This window comes from Tardiphaga sp. 839_C3_N1_4, from assembly GCF_051811045.1.
Taxonomy (GTDB): domain Bacteria; phylum Pseudomonadota; class Alphaproteobacteria; order Rhizobiales; family Xanthobacteraceae; genus Tardiphaga.
The window spans coordinates 704,684-720,034 of the sequence record NZ_JBPWQD010000001.1 but is presented as its reverse complement, the minus strand read 5'-3'; the positions used below and the strand labels follow the sequence as shown (position 1 = coordinate 720,034).

At 62.1% G+C, this 15,351-nt stretch carries 17 protein-coding genes and 1 pseudogene; 10 read left to right on the top strand and 8 right to left on the bottom strand.

Going from position 1 to position 15,351, the window contains the following annotated elements:
- Positions 1–48: 48 nt before the first annotated feature.
- Positions 49–1,380, top strand: coding sequence for an aspartate aminotransferase family protein (locus AB8A38_RS03775; RefSeq protein WP_439085027.1), 1,332 nt, complete (start codon positions 49–51; stop codon positions 1,378–1,380).
- Positions 1,381–1,465: 85 nt separating this feature from the next.
- On the opposite strand, the gene AB8A38_RS03770 is transcribed toward AB8A38_RS03775, so the two are convergent.
- Complete coding sequence (locus AB8A38_RS03770) at positions 1,466–1,756, bottom strand: hypothetical protein (protein WP_439085026.1); 291 nt, start codon at positions 1,754–1,756, stop codon at positions 1,466–1,468.
- A gap of 995 nt (positions 1,757–2,751) precedes the next feature.
- On the opposite strand from AB8A38_RS03770, the gene AB8A38_RS03765 reads away from it, so the two are divergent.
- Both AB8A38_RS03765 and AB8A38_RS03760 read left to right on the top strand, forming a co-directional pair.
- Positions 2,752–3,732: a Bug family tripartite tricarboxylate transporter substrate binding protein gene (locus tag AB8A38_RS03765; protein WP_231080515.1), complete on the top strand. Its 981-nt coding sequence runs from the start codon at positions 2,752–2,754 to the stop codon at positions 3,730–3,732.
- Positions 3,733–3,861: 129 nt separating this feature from the next.
- A complete protein-coding gene (locus AB8A38_RS03760; RefSeq protein ID WP_439085025.1) occupies positions 3,862–3,984 on the top strand; it encodes a hypothetical protein in 123 nt (40 codons plus the stop codon).
- A gap of 48 nt (positions 3,985–4,032) precedes the next feature.
- Here AB8A38_RS03760 and AB8A38_RS03755 read toward each other — a convergent pair whose 3' ends face one another.
- Positions 4,033–5,019 (bottom strand): zinc-binding metallopeptidase family protein, encoded by a 987-nt coding sequence (locus AB8A38_RS03755; RefSeq protein WP_439085024.1) that lies wholly within the window; start codon positions 5,017–5,019, stop codon positions 4,033–4,035.
- A gap of 175 nt (positions 5,020–5,194) precedes the next feature.
- On the opposite strand from AB8A38_RS03755, the gene blaBJP reads away from it, so the two are divergent.
- Both blaBJP and AB8A38_RS03745 read left to right on the top strand, forming a co-directional pair.
- Positions 5,195–6,082, top strand: a complete 888-nt coding sequence (gene blaBJP / locus AB8A38_RS03750) for a BJP family subclass B3 metallo-beta-lactamase (protein WP_439085023.1) — start codon at positions 5,195–5,197, stop codon at positions 6,080–6,082.
- Positions 6,083–6,178: 96 nt separating this feature from the next.
- Positions 6,179–6,583, top strand: coding sequence for a GFA family protein (locus AB8A38_RS03745; RefSeq protein WP_439085022.1), 405 nt, complete (start codon positions 6,179–6,181; stop codon positions 6,581–6,583).
- A gap of 19 nt (positions 6,584–6,602) precedes the next feature.
- On the opposite strand, the gene AB8A38_RS03740 is transcribed toward AB8A38_RS03745, so the two are convergent.
- Positions 6,603–7,850 carry an MFS transporter gene (locus AB8A38_RS03740; RefSeq protein ID WP_439085021.1) on the bottom strand — a complete coding sequence of 416 codons (1,248 nt, stop codon included), beginning with the start codon at positions 7,848–7,850 and terminating at the stop codon, positions 6,603–6,605.
- Positions 7,851–8,046: 196 nt separating this feature from the next.
- Here AB8A38_RS03740 and yghU point away from each other — a divergent pair, with 196 nt between their 5' ends.
- Complete coding sequence (yghU, locus tag AB8A38_RS03735; protein ID WP_439085020.1) at positions 8,047–8,919, top strand: glutathione-dependent disulfide-bond oxidoreductase; 873 nt, start codon at positions 8,047–8,049, stop codon at positions 8,917–8,919.
- Positions 8,920–9,013: 94 nt separating this feature from the next.
- Here yghU and AB8A38_RS03730 read toward each other — a convergent pair whose 3' ends face one another.
- The 3 genes and pseudogenes from AB8A38_RS03730 to AB8A38_RS03720 form a co-directional block, all read right to left on the bottom strand.
- Entirely contained in the window at positions 9,014–9,235 is a 222-nt protein-coding gene (locus AB8A38_RS03730) for a hypothetical protein (RefSeq protein ID WP_093758344.1), read from the bottom strand.
- 85 nt (positions 9,236–9,320) lie between these two features.
- Positions 9,321–9,737 (bottom strand): group III truncated hemoglobin, encoded by a 417-nt coding sequence (locus AB8A38_RS03725; RefSeq protein WP_439085019.1) that lies wholly within the window; start codon positions 9,735–9,737, stop codon positions 9,321–9,323.
- 113 nt (positions 9,738–9,850) lie between these two features.
- Positions 9,851–9,999, bottom strand: a pseudogene (locus AB8A38_RS03720) (IS5/IS1182 family transposase); the annotation flags it as partial.
- A gap of 69 nt (positions 10,000–10,068) precedes the next feature.
- Here AB8A38_RS03720 and AB8A38_RS03715 point away from each other — a divergent pair.
- The 3 genes from AB8A38_RS03715 (at position 10,069) to AB8A38_RS03705 (ending at position 12,510) form a co-directional block, all read left to right on the top strand.
- Positions 10,069–10,968, top strand: a complete 900-nt coding sequence (locus AB8A38_RS03715; RefSeq protein ID WP_439085018.1) for a helix-turn-helix domain-containing protein — start codon at positions 10,069–10,071, stop codon at positions 10,966–10,968.
- Between the two features lie 216 nt (positions 10,969–11,184).
- Positions 11,185–12,159 carry a Bug family tripartite tricarboxylate transporter substrate binding protein gene (locus AB8A38_RS03710; protein ID WP_439085017.1) on the top strand — a complete coding sequence of 325 codons (975 nt, stop codon included), beginning with the start codon at positions 11,185–11,187 and terminating at the stop codon, positions 12,157–12,159.
- Positions 12,160–12,192: 33 nt separating this feature from the next.
- Complete coding sequence (locus AB8A38_RS03705) at positions 12,193–12,510, top strand: NIPSNAP family protein (protein ID WP_439085016.1); 318 nt, start codon at positions 12,193–12,195, stop codon at positions 12,508–12,510.
- A 233-nt stretch (positions 12,511–12,743) separates the two neighbouring features.
- On the opposite strand, the gene AB8A38_RS03700 is transcribed toward AB8A38_RS03705, so the two are convergent.
- Both AB8A38_RS03700 and AB8A38_RS03695 read right to left on the bottom strand, forming a co-directional pair.
- Complete coding sequence (locus AB8A38_RS03700; RefSeq protein WP_068736808.1) at positions 12,744–13,538, bottom strand: class II aldolase/adducin family protein; 795 nt, start codon at positions 13,536–13,538, stop codon at positions 12,744–12,746.
- Between the two features lie 30 nt (positions 13,539–13,568).
- On the bottom strand, positions 13,569–14,552 hold the full coding sequence (locus AB8A38_RS03695) for a Bug family tripartite tricarboxylate transporter substrate binding protein (protein WP_439085015.1): 984 nt from the start codon (positions 14,550–14,552) through the stop codon (positions 13,569–13,571).
- 328 nt (positions 14,553–14,880) lie between these two features.
- Here AB8A38_RS03695 and AB8A38_RS03690 point away from each other — a divergent pair, with 328 nt between their 5' ends.
- Positions 14,881–15,342 (top strand): MEKHLA domain-containing protein, encoded by a 462-nt coding sequence (locus tag AB8A38_RS03690; RefSeq protein WP_439085014.1) that lies wholly within the window; start codon positions 14,881–14,883, stop codon positions 15,340–15,342.
- Positions 15,343–15,351: the final 9 nt, after the last annotated feature.

Genomic DNA, 15,351 nt, shown 5'->3' with positions numbered 1-15,351 from the left:
TGATCCAGATGCGAAAATCAGCCTGAACATCATCCTTGGGAGCGCGACGTGACCGTCCATCAGATTCCGAACAGCCTGCAGCTCGACACGTTCTGGATGCCGTTTACGGCGAACCGTCAGTTCAAGGCGGCGCCGCGCATGTTCGCGTCGGCCCAGGGCATGTATTACACCACCGAAGACGGCCGCAAGGTGATCGACGGCTCCGCCGGCCTCTGGTGCACCAATGCAGGCCACGGCCGCCGCGAGATCGCCAGCGCCGTGGAGAAGCAGCTCTCCACCCTCGATTTCGCCCCGGCCTTCCAGATGGGCCACCCGCTGGCCTTCGAATTTGCCAACCGCCTCGCCGAGATCGCCCCGGAAGGCCTCGACCGCATCTTCTTCACGAACTCGGGCTCTGAATCCGGCGACACCGCGCTGAAGATTGCACTCGCCTATCATCGCGCCAACGGCCAGGCCGCCCGCACGCGCCTGATCGGTCGGGAGCGCGGCTATCACGGCGTCGGCTTCGGCGGCACGTCGGTCGGCGGCATGGTCAATAACCGCCGCGCCTTCTCGTCGGCCCAGCTGCCGGGCGTCGACCACATCCGCCATACCCACGATCTCGCACGCAACGCCTTCTCGAAGGACCTGCCGGATCACGGAGCCGAATTTGCTGACGACGTCGAACGTCTGGTCGCGCTGCATGGCGCCGACACCATCGCCGCCGTTATCATCGAGCCGGTCCCCGGCTCTACAGGCGTGCTGCCGCCGCCGAAGGGCTATCTGCAGCGCCTGCGCGAGTTGTGCACCAAGCACGGCATCCTGTTGATCTTCGACGAAGTCATCACGGGCTTCGGCCGCCTCGGCGCGCCATTCGCATCGCAATTCTTCGGCGTGACGCCGGATATCATGACCACCGCCAAGGGCATCACCAACGGCACCGTGCCCTGCGGCGCAGTATTCGCCAGCCGCAAGATCTATGATGGGCTGATGAACGGCCCGGAAGGCCAGATCGAGCTGTTCCACGGCTACACCTATTCGGCACATCCGGTCGCCTGCGCCGCTGGCATCGCTACGCTCGACATCTATAAGAACGAAGGCCTGCTGACCCGCGGCGCGTCGATGGCCGAATACTGGCGCGACAGCCTGCACGCGCTGCGTGATCTGCCAAACGTGATCGACATCCGCAATTGCGGCCTGATGGGCGCCGTCGAGCTCGCCCCGCGCAAGGACGCGCCGGGTGCCCGCGGCTACGAGGTCATGGTCGATTGCTTCAACACCGGCCTCTATCTGCGCCAGAGCGGCGATGCCTTCGCAATGTCGCCGCCGCTGACCGTCGAGAAGAACCATATCGACGAGATCGTCTCGATCCTGAGCGACGCCATCAAGCGCGTCGCCTGATCCGACACGTCGTCTGATCCAACACGGCCCGGATGAAGCGCCTGCTTCATCCGGGCCGTTGTTGTTTAAGAGATCCGGTTGCCGATCAACTTGCGCTGCCATGCGCCCGCGGGCACATCCACGCTACGTCATCCGCGCTCATCACCGGCGTCGGCACGAGGGTGTTGCTCGAACCTGTGCCGGTCGTCCATGAGAAACTGCCGAGCGACGCCATCAGAGGCGCAGCGGCAAAGCGCGACATCATCGCAACATTCACCATCGCCGGCACATCGACGCGGGGATGGCTGACAATCGCGTCCACGATCAGGCCAAGCGCGGCCAATCCCAGTGTTCGCTTGCGAGATCTGATTGAGGTCTTGCGGAATTGGATCGGCATCGCGGGCTCATTGGCTTGAGGATGCGCACGCACCAAGGTCGGAGTGCGCCGACGCGTCGACGTCGCGCGCCATTCTAGCGATCAACTGTGACCATCCGGTCTGATGCCGCGAACAACAAAGCTCGCAACCGATCACATCGCGAAGAGTCGCCCGACAATTCCCATCACATTCTCATGACGACGTGCATACGCTACGCCATGTACCTGCCCCATGAGATCATGAAAATAATCCTTGACGCATTTTCCCTCTAGTATATATTCCCATCCATCCCGCTCCACTTGAGGGAGCGTTACCGGGACGCCGACTGGCGCGGGGCGGGATGTGGCGCCTGCGGGCGGGAGGGAGACGTTTCCTCACGCACTCGGGAGGCCTTGGGTCACCGTCCGGCCCCACTACGGGGGTCTGCCACTCATGCTGGCTGGACGTGGCATTGGTGAACGGCGGGAAACCGTCGGGATAAGCGGACTGCGGAAGTCTGCGCCTTTGCCCGGAAGAACGGTCCCGGGGACAGAAATCGCCACGATGGAGCGTCGAAAGGCGTTTCCGCGGCCTCTGCTGTCCGGCGATCCGGACACTACGCTGCGGCACTGTTACCAAGTCGCGCCTTTCGGCGCTTCATCTCCCTCATTTTCGAGGGAGAGCACCGGGACTGCCACTCACGCGCTCAGGCGCGGGCAAGGACGGCGCACGCCCATCCCCTCACCTCCATCACAACGATCGACAACGTCATCACGGGAGGTCACATGCACCTTGGCCACAAGCATCCGCGTCTCACATCGACAAATTCCACGCTGCGGCAGCAGACGTTAGCGGCCTTTCGTCTACTTTCCCCGTTACCATGCGATGCGGTAGCCTGCATGCGGGACTCTGCATCCCGCGACATCCGTCACGGCGCAGAACGGGCAGACAACAAGAAGAACGGTCTGCGATCCGAGGCAGGCGCTTTGGCGCTCCCGCCGCCTTGGAGCGCGCCGGCAGTCGAGGAAATGAAATGATGAAGAGCTTCGTCCGCGCCGCGAGCGTGATCGCCGTTATGGCCGCCTGCGCCGGCAGCGCCGAGACTGCCTTTGCGCAGAGCTGGCCGAACCGGCCGATCCGCATGGTCGTGCCCTATACACCGGGCGGCTATACCGACCTGATGGCGCGCCTCGTTTCCGAAAAGATGTCGGCGGCGCTGGGCCAGCCCATCGTCATCGAGAACAAGCCGGGCGCGAATGCCGCCATCGGCACCGACGCCGTCGCCAAGGCAGCCCCCGACGGCTACACCTTCGGCACCGTGATCGCGGCGCATTCAGTGAATCCGACACTCAATCCGAAGCTTCCCTATGATGCGATGAAGGACTTCACTTACGTGTCGCTGACCTCGGTCGCGCCGCTGATTTTGATTGCGACGCCGTCACTGCCGGCCAAGGACATGAAGGAGTTCATCGCGCTCGCCAAGGCGAAGCCCGGCTCGCTGAATTTCGCCTCGTCAGGCATCGGCTCGGCGGCGCATCTGACCATGGAAATGCTGAAGAGCCGCGAAGGCATCAATCTGCAGCACATCCCCTACAAGGGCACGTCCGGCGCGCTGCAGGATACGGTCGGTGGCCAGATCAATGTGATGTTCGACGTCATCGGCCCGCTGATGTCGCAGGTGAAGTCCGGCAATGCCAAGGCGCTCGCCGTCGCCGCCAAGGAGCGCGTCCCGGCGGCCGGCGATGTGCCGACCATGGCGGAGGCCGGCGTGCCGGATTTCGTCTCCGGCACCTGGTCCGGCATCATCGCGCCGGCGGGCACACCGAAGGAGATCGTGGATCGCGTGGCGGCGGAGGCAAAGAAAGCCCTCACCGATCCCGACCTGAAGAAGAAGCTCGACGATCAGGGCATCGTCCCCATGGGCACCACCCCGGATGAATTCCGCGCCTTCGTCACCGACGAAATCGCGCGCTGGAAAAAGGTGATCACGGACGCCGGGATCAAGATGGAGCAGTAAGTGCTTGTCGTTCCCCGGCACACCAATTCGAGTGTCGGGGAACGACAAAAGCGGCGCTGGAACACCCGCGCCCTCCACACGTTTCCTTGGCAGGCTTCACAATGCAGCCTCAGCGCAAGGAAAACCGAGATGTCGACCAACAATCATACGCCTGCGGAAGCCAAGGCGATTTCGACGGGCCTGCTGATTTGGTGTTTTGCCGCCATGCTGATCGGCCTCGGTCTTTACTGGGCCTTCGGACCTGGAAGTTGATTACCTGCTATCAATACGCGCGATAGCAGACAAACAATCGGGCGTGGTTCACGCAGCCTCGCTTCTGGCCTTCAAAATCGCCAGATGCACGAAATGCAGCTTTCCCCTCACCGCTTGCGTCAGGTGAAACGGATAAGCGTCGCTCATACCCATCGAACGATTGAGTTCGTTCATGCTGTAGGACACAGCATCCCACAGCGACAGCAACGCTTCGAAGTCGCGCTCCAGATAGGGATCGTCCAGCGTATGACGCGAGCGTTCGTCCAGTGACAGCGGCAGCGACGACGCGGTGTCCAGCGTCGAGACGATGTGCAGGAAATGCGCAAAGGTCTCGGCCCAGTCTTCCCACGGATGCGATGTCGCATATTCGCTGATGAAGGCGTCGCTGTTCCACAAGCGATCGGCGCGATTGTGATAGGCCGCGAGTGCTTCGCCATAGTCGCGGGTTTCATCGCCAAAGATCAGACGGAACGGGCTGATAAGCTGCGACTGATCGACCAGCGCTTCCCAGTAGAAATGCCCGACCTCGTGGCGGAAATGGCCGAGCAGCGTCCGATACGGTTCGCGAAACGCCGCGCGCCGCGCCTCGCGCTCGGCATCGTCAGCTTCCGAGAGGTTCATCGTAATCAGCCCCGACAAATGCCCGGTCATGATCGGATGTCCGGCAGTCTCGTCCGAGAGAATGTCGAACGCGATATGCGCGCCGCTCGACACGGCAAGGGGCAGTCTGAGCCGCATCAGATCGTAGGTCAGACGTCGCTTGGCCTGCTCGACCCGCTTCCAAAGCGCGACATTGCGATCGGACACCAGATTGGGAATCGTCCGCGTAAGCCGGCAGGACGGACAGAACGGATCGCTGCCATCCGTGGCCCAGTTGCAGGCGATCAGATTGCGGTTGGCACAGGACATCGCCGACGCAGCGCTGACGACATTGGACCGCGCGGTGTCGAAGATCAGCGCCTCGCCGCATTGCACGCAATCGCTCTGCTCGAAGAAGACGCGCGTCTGGCAATTGGGGCAGATCAGTTGTTTCATGGGTGAACTCTAACCCAAAACGGCGGGGATGGTTCAACGGCGCACGCAACATTCGCCCGGTCGTGCCTGTCATGCGCGATGCCGGCATGCAGGAATGCCGCTTGAGAGATCTGCCCAAATCGCGCTTCAATCCTGGCGTTCAGAAGAACCAATAAAATCAGACCGGGAGGCCATCATGAAGACGCTCGCAGGAGCCATCTGCGCTCTGGCACTATTTGCAGGCAACGCGCAGGCACAGACCGTCAAGGATTTTCTGGCGCAAGTCATGGTCAAGTGGACCGCGCCCTTCGAGCCGTTTCAGCTGATCGACAACATCTATTACGTCGGCACCGATGGCATCGCGGTCTATATCATCAAGACATCCGACGGCCTGATCTTGATGGATACGGGCGTCCCGCAATCGACCGGGATGATCAAGGAGCACATCGCAAAGCTCGGTTTCAAGGAAATCGATATCAAGATCATCCTCAACAGCCACGCCCATTTCGATCATACCGGCGGTTTTGCGGAGATCAAGAAGGACACCGGTGCGCAACTGATCGCAGGCCTACGGGACAAGCCGCTGCTCGAAAGTGGCACCTATCCGGGCGATGAAAAGAACACCGATATCGGCTTTCCGCCAGTCAAGGTGGATCGCAGCGTCACCGAAGGCGACAAGGTCACGCTCGGCGGCACCACGCTGACGGCGCATGCGACGCCCGGCCATTCGCCCGGCTGTACGAGTTGGGAGATGACTGTGAAGGACGGCAGCGAAAACCGTGAGGTCCTGTTCTTCTGCAGCGGCACCGTGGCGCTGAACCGGCTAGTCGGCAATCCAACCCATGCCGGCATCGTCGACGATTATCGGTCGACCTATGCCAAGGCCAAGGCCATGAAAATCGACGTGCTGCTCGGCCCGCATCCGGAAGTCTATGGCATGCAGGCCAAGCGCGCAGCGATGAAGGACGGCGCGCCAAACCCCTTCGTTAAACCCGGCGAGCTCGCCACTTACGCTGCAACGCTCGAACAGGATTTCGACAAGCAGCTCGCCAGGCAGACGGCGGCGCTGCAGACAAGCAAATAGCGACTACCCGCCGCGGCGAGCGATTTGTCGCAAGCCGCGGCGGTTGTCGGCGATTGCGGTCGGCTGGTAGTTTTGCGCATCAGATGAGGTGCGCCCATGGAACTCGCTTGCCACTGCAACGCCGTGAAACTCAGGATTTCAGCCGATCCCATCGCGCATTTCTGGTGCCACTGCGCCGACTGCCAGACCGTCCACGGCGCGGCCTATGTGGCAGAGGCCGTCTATCCGGCCGACGGTGTCGAAGTCATTGAGGGCGATACAACGTCGTTCGCACTGAGGACGACCCCGCGCCTCAGTTGCGCGAAATGCGCCACGCGGCTGATTATCGAACTCGACGGGATCGGCATGCGCAGCATCAACGGCTATCTGCTCGGAGACGCGTTCAAGCCGAGCCTGCACATCAATTGCAGCGAGGCAATCGCTCCGGTTCGCGATGGCCTCCCACACTATGCCACAATGCCGGCTGCATTCGGCGGCGACGACCGCCTCGTCGACTGGTAGGAGCCGAGGTTTTCCCTCGCTAGGGCAGCGCCAGCAGGCCTCCAGCAACAATCATGGTCGCCAGCGCCGACAGCGCGAGCGACCAGTGGATACCGATCATGCTGCCGACGACGCCGACCGAGATGCCGCTGAAGGCGCGCAGACCCAGGCTTGCCATATTGAACAGGCCGATGACGCGGCCGCGCTTGTCGAGGGGTGCATCGAGCTGCACGAGGCTCTGCGCCATGGCGTTGAACGACAGTTCGAGGAATCCCGCCGCAAACAGGAACACCAGCGCAATGGCGTAGTGACCGGTTAGCGCGAAGATCGCCAGCGCCCCGCACCAGAGCAGCGCCAGAACGATCGCTGTACGCGGCTTCGGCGCCAGCAATTGCCTGCCCTCAAGCGCGAGGCCGGCAAGCAGGCCACCGGCTGCGTCAGCCGCCAGCAGCATGCTGTAGGACATGCCGGGATCGCCGTGGCCGAGATCGTGGGCGAAGCTCGGCATCTGCGAGCTGTATGCGTTGCCGACGAAGAACGATGCCGCGCCGGCCAGCGCGATCATGGACACGATCACCGGCCGATGGCGAACGTCACGCATGGTCTGGACGATGTCCGCAAAGCCACGCACGGGGCGTTGCGGAGCCGGCGCGCCGGTGCGAAAGCGCGGACCATAGGGCGCATTGATCAGCCACAGCACCAGCGGCAGATAGAAGATGGTGTTGAGCATGATGCCATAGGCCGGCCCCAGCGCGAGCAGGATCACGCCGCCGACCGCAGGGCCGACCATGACGCCGAGATAGCGCGCCATGGCGTTCAGACGCACCGCGCTCGGCAGGTCCGCCGGGCCGACGACGTCGTAGAGCAGCATCTGGTTCGGCGTCTGCCACAGCACGCCGGCACAGCCATGGATCACCAGCAGCACCATGGCCTGCCACATCTGCAGGGTATCGGTGACGAAGAAATAGCCCCAGCCCAGCGATGCCAGAATGAACAGCGCCATGCCGCACTGGATCACGCGCCGCGGGTCGAACCGCTCCGCCAGCGCGCCTGAGGTAACCGAGAACAACAGGAACGGCAGCCAGTGCGAGACGATGGCGAAACCGCCGAGCGCGGGCGACTGGAATTTCTGAAACACCACCCAGTAGCTGATCACATGCTCTATATTGTCGGCCATCATGGCCAGCACATAGGTGATGAACTGGGCGCGAAAGCCCGGGTGATGCAGCGCTGCGAAGGATCGTTTGGCGGGCGGTGCGCCGACGGTCTGCGCTGGGGAGTCGCTCATCGGGAGGGAATCTTCGCATGCATGAGAAGCCCGCCATCGGGAGCGACGGCGGTGCTGAATCGTTACATCGCATGTTATCGCCAGGTGCAAGGCAGGCCTCCCCCATAAGGCGCATCGCAGCCTTGCATGCAGATGCATTCAACCCTACCTGTCCCCGACCATTACAATCCTCCCCTTTTTCCGGAGCCAGCCTGACATGACCGACGCCCCCTACACGCCTCCCAAAGTCTGGACCTGGGACAAGGAAAACGGCGGCAAATTTGCCTCGACCAACCGGCCCATCGCCGGCCCCACCCATGAGAAGGAGCTCCCGACCGGCAAACATCCGTTCCAGCTCTATTCGCTGGCGACGCCGAACGGCCAGAAGGTCACGATCATGTTCGAGGAACTGCTCGCTGCCGGCCATACAGGCGCGGAATACGATGCGTGGCTGATCCGGATCGACGGCAACCAGTTCGGTTCGGGTTTCGTCGATGTGAACCCTAATTCCAAGATTCCAGCTCTGATCGACCGCAGCGGCGACAAGCCGTTTCGCGTGTTCGAATCCGGCGCGATCCTGGTGCATCTCGCCGAAAAATTCGGCGCCTTCCTTCCAAAGGGCGGCGAGGCGCGCGCCGAAACCCTGTCCTGGCTGTTCTGGCAGATGGGCAGCGCGCCGTTTCTCGGCGGCGGCTTCGGCCATTTCTATGCCTATGCACCGACCAAGATCGAATACGCCATCGACCGCTATGCGATGGAAACCAAGCGCCAGCTCGACGTGCTCGATCGCCAACTCGCCAACAACGAGTTCATCGCCGGCAAGGACTACAGCATCGCCGACATGGCGATTTTCCCCTGGTATGGCGGCCTCGCGGAGAGCGCGATCTATGGCGATGCCGGCACGTTCCTCGACGTGCAGAGCTACAAGAACCTGCAGCGCTGGACCAGGACCATCGCGGCACGACCTGCCGTGAAGCGCGGTCGCATGGTCAATCGCACCTCGGGCGACCCGGCCGGCCAGTTGCGCGAACGCCATGACGCCAGCGACTTCGACACGAAGACGCAGGACAAGCTCGAAGCGCAGAGCTGAGGCGCAGGCCACGAATTGATATCGCTTCGTCCCGGAATCGAAAAGCCCTGCGCGAGCGGGGCTTTTGCACGTCTGGATGCGTGAGGCCGCAGCCTCAGCCCTTCATGCACTTGTTGACCGATGAGGTCTTGGCGGCGCCGGCCAGTGGCTTGCCCTCGGCACTCTTGGCGTTGTCCTCGCAGCACTTCTTCATGAAGCTTTTCTTGGCGGCGCCTGCGAGCGGCTTGCCGTCGCCGCTGACGGCGTTGCAGGATTGCGCCATTGCGGGCGCAGCACTGAACAGGCTCAAGAGGACGAGAACAGATAGACGTTTCATGGACCGACTCCCGGTTTGTTGGAGCCGCAGCCTAGCGCAACCACCGGCTCTCGCAAGACCGGCTATGCATCACATACTTACCGCTTTAAACGCTATGCCGCGGCTTGACGATCTCGCCGCGCACCGAGGCTACACCCATCTCGAAACTGTCAGCGATACGGCGCGCGCGCGTCATGAAGGCCTCAGTGACTTCAGCCGGAAATATCTCGCGCGCGGTCTGTTCGAACAACAAAAGCCAGCGATCGAAATGTTCGCCCGTCAGCGGCAGCACGAGATGTGGACGCATCGGCCGGCCATTGTAGCGACCGGTCTTCAGCATCATCGACGACCAGAAATCGCTGATCTGCGCGATGTGATGATCCCAATCGGTCACCGCGCCGTTGAAAATCGGCCCCAGCAAATCATCCTCGCGTGCGCGGCCGTAAAAGGTCTGCACCAGAAGCGCGATATTTTCTTCATTCAAGGAGGGCTGGAAGCTGGTGAAGCCGGAGGTCTGCGTCATGCGCCCTGATGTAGGCGACGGCGGCCAGCTCGGCAACCGCCATCGCCCGAAATCCGTTCTGCAATTGATCCAGCGCAAACTCAGTTGCGACGACCCGCCGTCTGCGTCCGTTCCAGGTCCCCTTCCGAGCGAACGCCATAAAATGCCTGCAGGAGCATCCCCCGACGCAACTTCCCGGGTGCGATGGAGCGGCACCCAGAATTCTTATAGAGCTGTCGAACTCCTCGGAGAGACCGTCCAGCGTCGCATTCGCCAACACCCGGTACTCTCCGGCTTTTTGCGATAGGATGACGCTGATAACCGTGCCCCGAAACCGCAAGGACACCTTCACTTGCCCGAAGCTCTCCTCTCCGCCCGCTCCGGCGAGTTTCCGACCTTTGAAACCTCGGATTTCGCGGGCGAAGGCTCGTTCTACTTCGACCTCGTACGACTGGAGGACCGCGACGACATCCCGCGCGGTTTCCTGCACCGGCACAACTACTACCATCTGCTCTGGATGACCCGCGCGAGCGGCACGCACACACTCGACTTCGCGCATTTCGACGTGCGCGACCACTCAGTGTTCTTTCTTTCGCCGGGCCAGGTCCATGCCTGGACGTCATCGGTCAAGCCTCACGGCTACGTGCTGAACTTCAGCACCGACTTCTTCGCGCGGATGTTTCCGCGCGCCGACGATGTCGCGAAACTTCCTTTCTTCCAACCTGCGCGCGGCAACAGCGTGCTCTATCTCACGCAGGCCCAGCATGACGACATGCTGCCGCTGCTCCGCGAGATGGAATGCGAGGCACGCGATCGCCAGCCGGGATTCCCCGATGTGGTGCGGGCCTGCCTGCTGATCCTGCTCACGCGCCTGAGTCGTCTGTGCCCCGACAACGAGCCCGCCGGTGGCGTTGGTCCACACCAAGCGCTCGCGCGCCGTTTCGCGATGCTGGTGGAAACGCACTACCTGCGCTTCGGAACCATCGGCCAGTACGCCGAGGCGCTTGGCGTGAGCGAGCGCCAGCTCAACGATGCGGTCAAGCGAACTGTGGCGCGCACAGCCAGTCAGGTGGTGCAGGAACGCGTGATGCTCGAAGCCAAGCGCTGGCTCAGCAACACTGAAACGGGTATCGCCGAGATCGCGTTCCGCCTCAATATCGAGGATCCGGCCTACTTCGCGCGCTTCTTCAAGAAGCAGACCGGCCTCACGCCGGGCGACTTCCGGCGGAAGCATTGCCGTCCGCTGGACTGATACGCGAAAAAGTCCAACACAACGTCTGATCTGTCCTAGCGCCGCCGCCGCACGGCTGCATAAAGTGTTCGGCATGGACGCCTGACCGGGCGCAGCTATCGCCACTTGCGCGTTCGTATGCGCATGTCGGCATGGCAAGACGCCCACCGCCACGACCGCCCCGCATCTGCGGAGCGCGCCGTCGGCAGGATATAAAAACGAGGCAGAGGAAACAAAATGTACAAAGCAATCATTCCGTTGCGGAGCCTCGTCGTGGCCGCAGCATTGGCCCTCACTTCAGTCAGCGCGATGGCCGATTACCCGGATCGTCCCTTGCGCGTTATCGTGCCATTCGCCGCCGGTGGTGCCACCGACGTAATCGCGCGCACGGTGGCGCAAGCCATGTCGGTCCGGCTCGGTCAGTCGATCGTGGTGGAAAACAAGGCCGGCGCCAACGGCAACATCGGCGGCGCCGCGGCTGCGCGCTCGGAGCCCGATGGCTATACGCTGCTGATGGCCACATCGAGCCACGCGATCAATGCATCGCTCTACCAGAAGCTCAGCTACAGCCTCACGCGCGACTTCGTGGCCTTGTCGAACCTGGCGTCGGTGCCCCTGCTGCTGGTGGTACATCCGTCGGTGCCGGTCAATTCGGTGAGCGAGCTCGCCGTTTATGCCAAGGCCAATGCCGCGCGCATTAACTATGCGTCGGGCGGCGTTGGCACCGCGTCCCACTTGTCCGGCGAGCAGTTCAGCACACTGGCGGGTGCGAAGATAACGCACGTGGCTTACAAAGGCGGGGCGCAGGCGCTCAATGATTTGATCGGCGGCCAGGTGCAGATCATGTTCGCCAATCTGCCCGAAGTTCTCTCTCTGGTGCAGAGCGGCAAGCTCAAGGCGCTTGCGGTGACTGGCAGCGCGCGCCACGCCGCCTTGCCCGACGTGCCAGCTTTCTCAGAAACGTCGTATCCCGGCATGAACGCGCGCTCGTGGTTCGGCCTGTTCGTACCGGCCGGCACGCCCCCCGCTATCGTCGAGAAGCTTTCACTGGTCATCGTTCAGAGCGTGGCCGACCCCGCCGTCCAGGAGCGGCTAAAAGGGATCGGCGCCGACCCCGTCGGCGACGATCGGGCGACATTCCAGAAATACGTGAACGACGAGGTGGCGCACTGGGCCGTGCTTGTCGCGCAGTCCGGCGCCACCGCCGAATGACCCTATTGATCCGCCACCGCTCGAGGAAACCCCATGCTGCTTGACGTTCGCACCTACACCTGCCGCCCCGGCACGATCAAGAAACACTTGGCGCTGTATGCCGAGCACGGCTACGAGATCCAGAGCCGCCATCTGGGCAAGCCGCTCGCCTACGCGCAAACCGAGACAGGCAACGTCAACAGCTACATGCACATCTGGGTTTATGAGAGCGCGGCCGATCGCGAGGCCAAGCGCCAGGCGCTGCAGAAGGACCCGGCCTGGGCCGACTACCTGAAGATCAGCGCCGAGGCCGCCTATCTCATCAGCCAGGAAAACCAGTTGATGACGCCGGTATCGTTCTTCAAGCCGTAGGCGGACCTGCGGTCGCGGCATCTGACTGCCGAACCTATGATGCGCCGCATTCTTGATGCCGCGCATCCCTTCTGTTCATCAGGTGGATGCCACGTCTGCGAGCCCGGCAAGCGCCGAGCCTGCTAGAGCATGATCCCGAAAAGTGGACACCGGTTTTCGGACAAGATCATGCTCTCATAGAGAAAATAGCTGGAGTCTGATCCATCGAAGATGGATCAGACTCCAGCGCAAGCTCAGTTGCGATAGGACGGATCGACCCGATCGAGCTTGCGGAGCAGCGCCGGCCAGGCGAGTTCGCCGCTGAGGCCCGGAACATTGTCGCGCGGCTTCATGCGATCATAGGTGTCCTGCAGGACCTTCTGCGGCGGCGTGATGAGCTTGGTGTTGCACGATAGCGCTGCCACCTGAACCTGACAGGCCCGCTCCATCCGGAACAGCACGTTGAAAGCCGCGGCGATGGTCTTCCCGACCACCAGCAGGCCGTGATTGCGCAGCACCATCGCCTCGTGATTGCCGAGATGCGCAATCAGCCGTTCGCGCTCCTCGGGATTGTCGGCGATACCCTCGAAGTCATGATAGGCGACATGAAGGAAGCGCATGCAGGTCTGCGCCACCGGCAGCAACCCACATTCCATAGCCGACACAGCCATGCCGGCCACCGTATGGGTATGCGCGACGCAATCGACATCGTGACGTGCCATGTGGATGGCACTGTGGATCACGAAGCCCGCGGCATTCACGGCGTAGTCCGACGCGTTGAACAGCGTGTTGCCGTCGAGGTCGATCTTGACGAGGCTCGACGCATCGATCTCTTCATAGAGCATGCCATAGGGATTGATCAGGAACTGGTCTTCCGTTCCCGGAACGCGGCAGGAGATGTGGTTGGCGATCATCTCGGTCATGCCATACATCGCCGTGAGACGATAACAGGCCGCGAGATTGACGCGCGACTGCCATTCCTCGGGGCTGACCTGATCCTGCACCGAACGGACGACTTTCACGGCGGGTGAGCTGACAGCTGCATTCATTGATGTTCTCCCTTGATCTTGTTCACTCGGTCAGTCGACCGTGATGTTGGCTTCGCGAATGAGTTTGCCCAGGCGGTCGCGCTCGCTCTTCACATGGGTCTCGAGTTCCGCCGGCGTCATCGGCCATGGTTGATTGCCGATCGGCTCCATCTTCTTTGCAAATTCCGGCGTCTTGACGATGCGGGTGATGGCGACGCTCAACCAGTCCAGTGCTGGCTGCGGCGTACCCGCGGGCGCGAAGACCGCGAACCATGTCGCGCCGACGATCGAAGGGAATCCGAGCTCCTTGAACGTTGGCACGTCGGGCAATTGCGGCAAGCGCTCCTCGGACAGGACGGCCAGCGCGCGATACATGCCGGCCTTGTGGTTCGGCACCGTATTGGTCAGCGCTTCCACATTGCTGTCGACGATGCCCGCGAGCATGTCGTTCATCGCCGGCGCCGCACCGCGATAGTGTACATGCTGCAGCTTCACGCCGAGCCCGCGGGCCACGATCTCGCCCATCAGGTGCACGGTGCTGCCCGGCCCGTTGGTGGCGTTGTTGACCTTGCTCGGATTGGCCAGCGCATAGGCACGAAACGCCGCGACGTCGGCGGCCGGAAAGTCCTTCTTCACGACGAAGGCAAACGGCACCTTCACCACCATCGCAACCGGTGCGAAATCCTCCAGTCTGTATTTGATGGAGGCCAGCAGATGCGGGTTGGTCGTGAAGGTCGTCGCGCTGGCGAATAGCAGCGTATAACCATCCTTGTCGGCACCCGCCACGACTTGTGCACCGATCGACGTGCTGGCGCCGCCGCGGTTCTCAATCACCACCTGTTTGCCGAGTTCGGTGCCGAGCTGTTCAGTGAGGATGCGCGCGACGATGTCGGTCGTTCCGCCGGGCGGAAATGGCACGACCATCGTGATGTTGCGATCGGGATATTGCTGCGCCTGCCCCGGCGCGACGGCCAACAGCGATGCTGCAAGGACCGCGGCGACAGCAAACCATCGCCCCTTCTTGTTGTTGCTCACGTTTTCTCCCTTTGCGCCGCTCCATTGGGCTTTCGCCTGGAACGACATTTTCGGGAGAGGCTAAAACAAGAGCCCAGCCGATGCGACGACTAAATAAGCCGGGCAGCTATCGGATTACACGGGACGCGCAATCGACGACCGGGACGCTGCCCTCTCGCTGAATCAATGCGCCGTGGCGTTCGAGAACGGGTTGATTACGACCTGATCCTTCCTGCCGTCCGACAGCGCCTGCTCCATGCATTCCGGATGAGTCAGCACCGCTTTCGCTGCCGATGTCGTATAGGGTCATGCAGGCTATGTCCTCATACCCCATCCCTGAGAGAGTCCCGTGACCGCTCCGACGCCGCCTGCTTTCGCTCTCGATGCATCCTTCTTCAAGCTCCTCAGCGGGAGCTATCTCCGCACCGTCGGGAAGCCCCTGTTGGCGCCTGCGCAAGATGCAGCGTGGCTCTACAGCGACGCACCATTCGCGGTGCTCGCACATAGTACTGCCGCCGATCCGGTCTTCGTCTATGCCAATAGAACCGCACAGCGCTGCTTCGAATATGGCTGGGAGGAATTCATCACCATTCCGTCGCGCTTGTCAGCCGAAGCACCGAACCGCGACGAACGCCAACGCCTGCTCGACGCGGTCGCGCACAACGGCTTCATCGACAATTATCGCGGGTTGCGGATCGCAAAATCCGGTCGGCGCTTCTGGATCGAAGGCGGCATCGTCTGGGAACTGAGAGACGAGAACGGAGAGCGACGCGGTCAGGCGGCGCTGTTCACGTCATGGACGGATGTGTGAGACACAACA